At 58.8% G+C, this 10,925-nt stretch carries 3 protein-coding genes and 1 pseudogene; 1 reads left to right on the top strand and 3 read right to left on the bottom strand.

The annotated features are described in order from the left end of the window. Positions 1–30 precede the first annotated feature (30 nt). From HX790_RS13310 to HX790_RS13300, 3 genes are read right to left on the bottom strand one after another with little or no spacing between them, the layout of a single operon-like run. A complete protein-coding gene (locus HX790_RS13310; protein ID WP_017136619.1) occupies positions 31–1,395 on the bottom strand; it encodes an HlyD family type I secretion periplasmic adaptor subunit in 1,365 nt (454 codons plus the stop codon). Next, a complete protein-coding gene (locus HX790_RS13305) occupies positions 1,385–3,541 on the bottom strand; it encodes a type I secretion system permease/ATPase (protein WP_026013663.1) in 2,157 nt (718 codons plus the stop codon). Before HX790_RS13305 ends, HX790_RS13310 begins: the two co-directional genes overlap by 11 nt. 41 nt (positions 3,542–3,582) lie before the next feature. Further along, positions 3,583–4,941 carry a TolC family outer membrane protein gene (locus HX790_RS13300; protein WP_017136621.1) on the bottom strand — a complete coding sequence of 453 codons (1,359 nt, stop codon included), beginning with the start codon at positions 4,939–4,941 and terminating at the stop codon, positions 3,583–3,585. A 341-nt stretch (positions 4,942–5,282) separates the two neighbouring features. On the opposite strand from HX790_RS13300, the pseudogene HX790_RS13295 reads away from it, so the two are divergent. Then, positions 5,283–10,925, top strand: a pseudogene (locus HX790_RS13295) (retention module-containing protein); the annotation flags it as partial.

Raw genomic sequence — 10,925 nt, 5'->3', positions numbered from 1 at the left:
CTGCGATGAGGTCACAACAGGCGCCGAAGATCAGCGCTCGTGCAACGCCTCGGCCCGCGCCTTGATGATCGGCTTGAGCAGGTAGCTGAGGATGCTTTTCTTGCCGGTAATGATATCCACCGAAGCCACCATGCCAGGAATGATCAGCAACGGCTTCTCGTCGGTGCCCAAGTGGCTGCGATCAGTGCGCAGGGTGATCATGTAGTAGGTGGTTTTCTTGTCTTCATCGGTGATGGTGTCGGCACCGATGCGTTCAAGCTTGGCCTTGAGGCCGCCATAGATGGTGTAGTCATAGGCGGTGAATTTGACGATCGCTTCTTGCCCAGGGTGCAGGAAGGCGATGTCTTGCGGGCGGATCTTGGCTTCCACCAGCAGGGTGTCATTGAGCGGCACGATTTCGACCATGTCGCTGCCCGGCTGGATCACGCCGCCCACGGTGTTGACCAACAGCTGCTTGACGATGCCCCGCACCGGCGAGGTGACCAAGGTACGGCTGACGCGGTCTTCCAGGGCACGGCCGGTGGACTCGGCCTTGTTCAGCTCGGTGCGGGCTTCATTGAGTTGGGTCAGGGCTTCGCTGCGGAATTTGCCACGGGTTTCGTCGATCTTGCGCTGCACTTCCTTGATCGCCGACTCGGCGCGAGGGATCGCCAGGGTGGTGGCGTCCAATTGACCGCGGGTTTCCATCTCGGCGCGCTTGAGGCGCAATACTTCCACCGGCGATACCGCGCCCTGGGCCACCAACGGCTCGGACATGTTGATTTCCTGGCGTTGCAGGGACAACTGGCTGCGGTACTGGCCTTGCTTGGAGCTGAATTCGCGCAGTTCCTGCTGGCGCTGCACCAGTTGCTCCTGCAAACCACCGACTTCGTCTTTTAATTGCTGACGGCGGCTTTCATACAGCGAGCGCTCGTTAGCGGCCTGGCTGGGCGCAGCCTTGAGCACGTCATCCGGGATGTTCAGCGGACGGTCATCCACCTGCGCACTCAGGCGCTCGACGCGCAGTTGCATGGCCAGGCGCAAGGCTTCGGTTTCGCCGGCATTGGAGACAAACCGGGTGTCGTCGAGGCGAATCAACGGCGCACCGGCTTCGACGATCTGGCCTTCCTTCACATACAGCTCGGAGACGATGCCGCCTTCCAGGTTCTGGATTTTCTGCAGCTTGGACGACGGAATCGCCTTGCCGTCGCCACGGGTGACTTCGTCGATGCTGGAAAAACCGGCCCAGGTCACCAGGAATATGAAGAACGCGATGATGGCCCAGATGGTCAGGCGGATCACCCTCGGCGCATCTTCGATCAGCGCTTTGTTGACTTCAGGCAGGGGCTGGCCCTGCAGCGAGTCGGTGCCTTTGAAGTAGCGGCCGACCGCGCTTTTGATGGAGTTAAGCAACACTGATCTGCCCCTTTTTCAACGCTTCCATAACCACGGCTTTCGGGCCGTCTGCGAGGATCTGCCCACGGTCGACCACCAACAGGCGGTCCACCAGCGAGAGCAGTGAGGCACGGTGCGTCACCAGCACCACGGTCTTGCTTTGCACCACAGCTTGCAGGCGTTGTTTCAAGCGTTCTTCACCGGTGTTGTCCATGGCGCTGGTGGGTTCGTCCAGCAGCAGGATGGGCGGGTTGAGCAGCAGCGCACGGGCCAGTGCGACGTTCTGGCGCTGGCCGCCGGACAGGTTCTGCCCACGCTCGCCCACTTGCAGTTCGTAACCTTGTGGGTGCAGGCGGGCGAATTCGTGCACGCCGGCCAGCTCTGCGGCTTGCAGGACCATTTCGTCTTCTACATAGCGCGCACCGGAAACCAGGTTGTCACGCAGGGTGCCGGCCAGCAATTGAATGTCCTGAGCGACGTAGCCGATGTTGTGGCGCAACTCGCTCACGTCGATCTGGCGCACGTCCACGCCGTCCACCAGCAAGGCGCCGGAGTCGGGCTGGTACAGGCCGACGATCAGTTTGGCCAGGGAGCTTTTGCCCGAGCCACTGCGGCCGATGATGCCGATTTTCTCGCCCGGTTTGATCACCAGGTTGATATTTCTCAGCGCGGCGTTCTGCTGGTTCGGATACGTGAAGTTCAGGCCACGGCACTCAATGGCACCTTGCAGGGTGCGGCGGCTCATGGGCCGCTCTTCGAAATTGCGCTCCTGGGGCAGTTCCATCATCTGGTCCACCGAGGTCATGGTGACCTTGGCTTGCTGGTAACGGGTCAGCAGACCCGACAGCGAGGCCAGCGGGCTCAGGGCGCGGCCACTGAGCATGTAGCAGGCAATCAGGCCGCCCATGCTGAGGTTGCCGTCGATGATCTGGTAAACGCCGAACACGATCATGATCACGCCGGCCAGTTGCTGTATGAGCAAAGTCATGTTCATCGACAGGCCCGACAGCAACTTCACGCGCAGCTCGAGGCGGCTGAGGGTGCCGATGGTCTGTTCCCAGCCGTACTGGCGCTCGCTCTCGGCGTTGTTGACCTTGACCGCATCAAGCCCGGCGAGGGTTTCGATCAGGCTGGACTGGCGCTCGGCGGCCAGGGCCATGGTCCGCTCCATAGTCGCCACCAGCGGTTTTTGCAGGGCATAGCCGATGCCCAGGGCCAGCGGGAAGGCCAATACCGGGATCCACACCAGGTGCCCGCCCAGGATGGCGATCACCAGGAAAATCAGCAGGGTAAACGGCAGGTCGATCAGGCTGGTGAGGGTCAAGGATGCGAGGAAATCACGCAGGCTCTGAAACTCATGGATGTTCTGCGCGAAGCTGCCAACCCGTGCCGGGCGGTACTTCATGGACATGCCAACAATGCGCTCGAACAGCGTGGCCGAGATGATCAGGTCGGTTTTTTTGCCCGCCAGGTCCAGGCACAAACTGCGCAGGCTTTTGAGAACCAAGTCGAACAGGTAGGCGCCGCAGATACCCACGGCCAGCACCCAGAGGGTCGCGGTGGCCTGGTTTGGCACGACACGGTCGTACACGTTCATCACAAACAGCGGCGCGGCCATGGCGATGATGTTGATCAGGAAGCTCGCGGCGATGGCGTCGGTGTAGAGCCAGCGCGAACGTTTGAGCGTGTCGCGAAACCACGAACGCGCCCGAGGGATCAGGGTGCCGTGGTTGACGTCGAATTTGTGCTGAGGCTGGGCGAAGAAAACTTTGCCGATGTAGTCATTGGCCAGCAGCTCACGCTTGATCAGTACTTCACCGCCGTCGCTTTCGCTGAGCAGGATGCGTGCTTCGTCTTCACCTTGCCAACCCACCAGCACAGTACTGCGGCCGTCCTTGAGCAACAGCAGCGCCGGCAGTGCAATCGTCGGGATCTGCTCCAGCTTGCGCTGCAACACCCGGCCTTGCAGCCCGGCACGCGCGGCTGCACGCGGCAGCAACTCGGCACTCAGTCGCTGCGACGGCAGCGGCAAACCGGTGGTGAGCATGGCCGCGCTGGCAGGTTTTTGATGCAGGGCACAGAGCGCCAATAACCCGTCCAGTAACGGGTCGTCGTGGAGCGTGCGTGGATCATGACTGAGATGAACTCGACTGACTTCGGATTCCACGCGGCGCACTCTCGACTAACAGATGGGGCTATTGGGGTGGCTCAATTCATCCCAGGCAGTTGAACTTTAGGTTTCACGTCGTTCTGTACGACGGACGCCATCGGTGCGACCACTCCCTGGCTTTTGAGCAATTCACCCATGGTCGCCTTGATTCGATACTGAGTAAATAACTGAATGTTCTTGATCTCTTCCAGACGACGGGAAGCGGTGAACAATTCGTTCTCGCTGTCGAGCAAGTCGAGCAGGGTTCGTTGGCCGAGGCTGAACTGCTGCTGGTACGAAGTACGCACCCGGGTGCTGTGGTCGACGTATTGCTGGGCAACCGGCAACTGCGCATTGGCGTTGTTCAAGGCGTTCCAGGCCAGGCCCAGTTCTTCATTGAGTTGGCGCAAGGCGTTGTTACGGATATCCAGGGCTTGGCTGGTCTGGTACGACTTGGACTGCAAGTCGGCCTTGTTGCTGCCACCGGCGAACAGGTTGAAGCGCATGCGCACCATGGCTTCCCAGCCGTTGTTATGGCTGGCGTCGCCGGCTACGTTGTTATCGGCGTTGGTGCCAAGCTCGGCATCAAAGCGTGGGTAGAAGGTCGACTTGGCAGCTTCGTACTGGCTCTCGGCGGCGGAGATATCCGACTCGGCCGAGCGCAGGATCGGGCTGTTATCGAGCATCTGGCGACGGGCTTCATTCAGGTCCGCCGGCAGCATGGCCATAAATGGCGCTGGGCGCTCAAGCTGGTCGGGCATCTGGCCGACGGCGCTGAGGTAGTTGACCTGGGAGTCGGCCAGGTTGGTCTGCTCGGTGATCAGGTTGTTGCGAGCCTGGGCCAGACGCGCTTCGGCCTGGTCCTGGTCGGCACCGTTGCCGACACCGCGCTGGGTGCGCAATTTGATCTGGTCGTAGATGCGTTCGTGGTTGCGCAGGTTCTCTTCGGCCAGGCGCACGAATTCGCGGCGGGTCAACACGTCCAGGTAGACCTGGGCCACGGTCAAACCGGTGCGCTCGGAGGTGCCGAGCAAGGAATAAGCACGGGAGTTGACGTTGGCTTGTTGACGCCCAACTTCGCTGGACGTGGCGAAACCGTCAAAAATCATCTGTTGCAGGCGCAGGCTGGACTCGCCGCGGTTGAGCGTGTCCCAGTGGTTGCCGTTTGGGCCGTTGGCGGCGCGGGTGGTGGAGTTATCGGTGCCTTCGCGACCGTAACCGGCGTTCAGGTCAACGCGCGGCAAGTAACCACCTTGAGCGGCGCGCAATTGGTAATCGGCGGCGATACGGCTGTTCACGCCGGCCTGGATTTCCGGGTGCACATCCAGCGCCTGCTGCATGGCCTGGGGCAATGTTTGGGCTTGTACGAAACCGGCGGCGAGTACGAACGGTATTGCCTTGAACAGGTTCAAACGCATTTAAAAATTCCCCAGGACTTCTTGTCTCAAATCACAGCGATTGGTACCGCTGCGTCGGATAATGGCTACCGTAATGACCGTACGTCGGAAAGTTCAAAAAGCGGAACTGCTTCACACATGTAGGACGGTTCGCCGCATAAATATCAATGTGACATTACGGGACCAATTGTTTAGGATGGCGACCATAAGGTCAATACTTTGGCATAAACTAGATAACGAATAAATCTAGCCAATTATTTGACGTCAGTAACTACTTATACTACACCCCTCCTGTTTGGCCCTCCCCCCCCGCGAGCGGTCACATGGAATTCATCAGTAACGGATCGCCGGAGAAATCTTTAATGAGCAGTGTAGTTGCCATCGTCAAAAGCATTGTTGGTCAAGTTTTCGTTATTTCTCCGGAAGGGACGCGTCGTGTTTTAGTAGAAGGTGACCGTCTGTTCGCAGGCGACCAGATCGACACCGGCATGTCCGGCGCTGTGAGCCTTGAGTTGGCCGACGGCCGCACCCTGGACCTGGGCCGTGAAACCCAGTGGAGCGCCGACCTGCCGGACTCCAGCCTCGACCTGGCCGCTGCCGCCGAAAACGCCGCGCCGTCGGTTGCTGAACTGCAGCAAGCCATCGTTGCGGGCGCCGACCCGACCACCGACCTGGATGCTACCGCCGCCGGCGCGACGGCTGCCGGTAATGGTGCTGCGGGCGGGGGCCACAGCTTTGTTGTACTGGACGCGACGGCTGGCCGTGTCGACCCGACGATCGGCTTCCCGACCGGCCCACTGGGCCAGGGCGCCGCAACAACGACCCAACTCACGGGCGCCCAGGGCGCCGGTGGCAATGGCAACCTGGTCTTGCAGACGTCGACCCTGACGCTGAGCGCAACGCCGACCATCACTGAAGCTGGTGGTGTGCTGACCTACACCGCCACCGTCACGCAGCCGCCGATCAATGACCTGAGCATCACCCTGTCCAACGGTGCCGTGATCACCATCACCGCCGGCCAACTGACCGGCACCGTTAACGTGCCGCTGGCACCGAATGACAGCCCGTACATCGACCCAAGCCAGATCAACGTGAACGTCACCGGCACCACCGGCGGCAACAACCTGGTGCTGACGATTGACCCGAACCCGGCCGTTACGCAGATTACCGATACCATCGACACCACCACCGTCACGTTGACGGCGGGCAATACCGTGACTGAAGGCGGTCAGATCACCTATACCGCCACCCTGACCAACCCGGCGCAAACCCCGGTGACTGTCACCTTGAGCAATGGCTCGGTGATCACGATCAAGGCTGGGGAGTCGGTTGGCACTGTTGTTGTCGATACTCCGGCGAACGACGTTTACAACAATGGCTCGACTGTCAGCACTACTATTACCGGTGCGACCGGCGGCAACTTCGAAAACCTGGTGCCGAGCACTACGCCTGCGGTTACTACGATCACTGATTCGATCGACACCACCACCGTCACGCTGACGGCGGGTAACACCGTGACCGAAGGCGGTCAGATCACTTACACCGCTACCTTGACCAATCCGGCGCAGACGCCGGTGACTGTCACCTTGAGCAATGGCTCGGTGATCACGATCAAGGCTGGGGAGTCGGTTGGCACCGTCGTCGTGGACACTCCGGCGAACGATGTCTACAACAATGGTTCGACTGTCAGCACCACTATTACTGGTGCGACCGGCGGCAACTTTGAAAATCTGGTACCGAGCACGACGCCTGCGGTTACTACGATTACTGATTCGATCGATACCACCACCGTCACACTGACGGCGGGCAGTACCGTGACTGAAGGCGGCCAGATTACCTACACCGCCACCTTGACCAACCCGGCGCAGACGCCGGTGACTGTCACCTTGAGCAATGGCTCGGTGATTACGATCAAGGCTGGGGAGTCGGTTGGCACCGTCGTCGTGGATACCCCGGCGAACGACGTTTACAACAACGGTTCGACCGTCAGCACCACCATCACCGGGGCAACCGGCGGCAACTTTGAAAACCTGGTACCGAGCACTACGCCTGCGGTCACCACGATCACCGATTCGATCGACACCACCACTGTTTCGCTGACGGCTACCAATACCGTTACCGAAGGTGGGCAGATTACCTACACCGCCACCCTGACCAACCCGGCGCAAACCCCGGTAACTGTCACCTTGAGCGATGGCTCGGTGATCACTATCAAAGCTGGCGAATCTGTCGGCAGTGTGGTGGTCGACACTCCACCGAACGACGTTTACGTGAATGGCAGTACGGTGAGCACCACCATTACTGGCGCGACCGGCGGCAACTTTGAAAACCTGGTGCCGAACACTACGCCTGCGGTCACCACGATTACCGACTCGATTGACACCACGACGGTCACCTTGACGGCTCCGCCCGAGGCAAACGAAGGTGGTCAGATTACGTACACCGCTACGCTCTCCAATAAAGCGGGCACTGACGTCACGCTGAAGTTGGATAACGGCTCGACCATCACCATCAAGGCTGGCGATACCGTTGGCTCCGTGACTGTTGCGGCGCCTGGCGATGACGTGTTCATCGATAAGAGCACCCAGACGGTCAAGATCACTGACACTGCTGGCGGCAACTTCGAGAAGTTGGAAGTGGCTGGTGATGGTGCAACTACGACCATCAACGACACCATCGACAAGGTCGATGTGGTTCTGACCGCCACCACCACCGTTGGTGAAGGCGGCAACATCGTTTACACCGCGTCGCTGGTCGACAAGTCGGGTAATGCGGTGACTAACATCACCAATCCGTTGACCGTGACTCTGGACAATGGCCAGACCATTACCATCGGTGTGAACCAATCGAACGGCAGCGTGACCGTTGTAGCTCCAGATGACGTGTACAAGGGCGACCAGACCGTTACTACCGCTATCACTAACGTGACTGGCGGTGAGCACTTCGAAAACCTGGTGCCAGGTACTACGCCGGTTAGCACTACTGTCACCGACACTCCGGACACCGACAACACCACTACCGTGACGCTGACGGCGCCCTCTGCAGTGAACGAGGGTGGTCAGATCACCTATACCGCTACGCTTTCCAATAAAGCGGGTACTGATGTAACGCTGAAGTTGGATAACGGTTCGACTATCACCATCAAGGCTGGCGACACCGTTGGCTCCGTGACTGTTGCGGCGCCTGGCGATGACGTGTTCATCGATAAGAGCACCCAGACGGTCAAGATCACTGACACTGCTGGCGGCAACTTCGAGAAGCTGGAAGTGGCTGGTGATGGTGCAACTACGACCATCAACGACACTATCGATAAGGTGGATGTCGTGTTGACCGCCACCACCACCGTTGGTGAAGGCGGCAACATCGTTTACACCGCGTCGCTGGTCGACAAGTCGGGTAATGCGGTGACTAACATCACCAACCCGCTGACCGTGACCTTGGATAATGGCCAGACCATTACCATCGGTGTGAACCAGTCCAGCGGCAACGCCACAGTTGTAGCTCCGGATGACGTGTACAAGGGCGACCAGACCGTCACTACCGCTATTACTAATGTGACTGGCGGCGAGCACTTCGAAAATTTGGTGCCAGGTACCACACCGGTCAGCACCACCGTCACCGACACTCCGGGTACCGATAACACCACCACCGTCACGTTAACCGCGCCAAGCGACGTCAACGAAGGCGGTCAGATTACGTACACCGCTACGCTTTCCAATAAAGCAGGCACTGACGTAACGCTGAAGTTGGATAACGGTTCGTCTATCACCATCAAAGCTGGCGATACCGTTGGCTCCGTGACTGTTGCAGCGCCAGGCGATGACGTGTTCATCGACAAGAGCACTCAGACCGTCAAGATCACCGACACCACTGGCGGTAACTTCGAAAAGTTGGAAGTGGCTGGTGATGGTGCAACTACGACCATTAACGACACCATCGACAAGGTCGATGTGGTTCTGACCGCCACCACCACCGTCGGTGAAGGCGGCAACATCGTTTACACCGCCAGCCTTGTGGATAAAAACGGCGCGGCAGTGACCAACATCACCAACCCGCTGACCGTGACTTTGGATAATGGCCAGACCATCACCATCGGCGTGAATCAGTCCAGCGGCAACGTCACAGTTGTAGCTCCGGATGACGTGTACAAGGGCGACCAGACCGTCACAACCGCTATCACTAATGTGACCGGCGGTGAGCACTTCGAAAACTTGGTGCCAGGTACCACGCCGGTCAGCACCACCGTCACCGATACACCGGGTACTGATAACACCACCACCGTCACGTTGACCGCGCCAAACGAAGTCAATGAAGGTGGTCAAATCACCTACACCGCGACCTTGAGCAACAAGGCCGGTACTGACGTAACCCTGAAACTCGACAATGGTTCGAGCATCATCATCAAAGCTGGCGACACCGTCGGCTCTGTGACCGTTGCTGCACCTGGCGATGACGTGTTCATCGATAAGAGCACCCAGACCGTCAAGATCACTGACACCACTGGCGGCAACTTCGAAAAACTGGAAGTTGCCGGCGACGGCGCAACAACCACGATCAACGACACCATCGACAAAGTGGATGTGGTCCTGACCGCCACCACTACCGTCGGCGAAGGCGGCAACATCGTTTACACCGCGTCGCTGGTCGACAAGTCGGGTAATGCGGTGACCAACATCACCAACCCGCTGACCGTGACTTTGGATAATGGCCAGACCATCACCATCGGCGTGAATCAATCCAGCGGCAACGTCACAGTTGTAGCTCCAGATGACGTGTACAAGGGCGACCAGACCGTCACTACCGCTATCACTAATGTGACCGGCGGTGAGCACTTCGAAAACTTGGTGCCAGGTACTACGCCTGTTAGCACCACCGTCACCGATACTCCGGGTACCGATAACACCACCACCGTGACACTGACGGCTCCGTCTGAAGTGAACGAGGGTGGTCAGATCACTTACACCGCTACGCTCTCCAATAAAGCGGGCACTGACGTAACCCTGAAACTCGATAACGGTTCGAGCATCACCATCAAAGCTGGCGATACCGTCGGCTCCGTGACTGTTGCAGCGCCTAGCGATGACGTGTTCATCGACAAGAGCACTCAGACCGTCAAGATCACCGACACCACTGGCGGTAACTTCGAAAAACTGGAAGTGGCTGGTGATGGTGCAACTACGACCATTAACGACACTATCGACAAAGTGGATGTGGTGCTGACCGCAACGACCACAGTGGGCGAAGGCGGCAACATCGTTTACACCGCGTCGCTGGTCGATAAGTCGGGCAATGCGGTGACCAACATCACCAACCCGCTGACCGTGACCCTGGATAACGGCCAGACCATCACCATCGGCGTTAATCAGTCCAGCGGCAACTTGACCGTTGTAGCTCCAGATGACGTGTACAAGGGCGACCAGACCGTCACTACCGCTATTACTAACGTGACTGGCGGTGAGCACTTCGAAAACCTGGTGCCAGGTACTACGCCTGTCAGCACCACTGTCACCGATACTCCGGGTACTGATAACACCACTACCGTCACGTTGACCGCGCCAAGCGCAGTCAATGAAGGTGGTCAGATTACGTACACCGCGACCTTGAGCAACAAGGCCGGTACTGACGTAACCCTGAAACTGGATAACGGCTCGACCATCACCATCAAAGCTGGCGACACCGTTGGCTCCGNNCTAGCGATGACGTGTTCATCGATAAGAGCACTCAAACCGTCAAGATCACTGACACTGCTGGCGGTAACTTCGAGAAGCTGGAAGTGGCGGGCGACGGCGCGACCACGACGATCAACGACACCATCGACAAAGTGGATGTGGTGCTGACCGCCACCACCACCGTTGGCGAAGGCGGCAACATCGTTTACACCGCGTCGCTGGTCGACAAGTCGGGTAATGCGGTGACCAACATCACCAACCCACTGACTGTGACTTTGGATAACGGCCAAACCATTACCATCGGTGTGAATCAATCGAACGGCAGCGTGACCGTTG

It is taken from the genome of Pseudomonas sp. IPO3747 (assembly GCF_013385245.1).
GTDB classification, from domain to species: domain Bacteria; phylum Pseudomonadota; class Gammaproteobacteria; order Pseudomonadales; family Pseudomonadaceae; genus Aquipseudomonas; species Aquipseudomonas edaphica.
The sequence above is the reverse complement of the archived record's forward strand: the minus strand, read 5'-3'. Positions and strand labels throughout refer to the sequence as shown.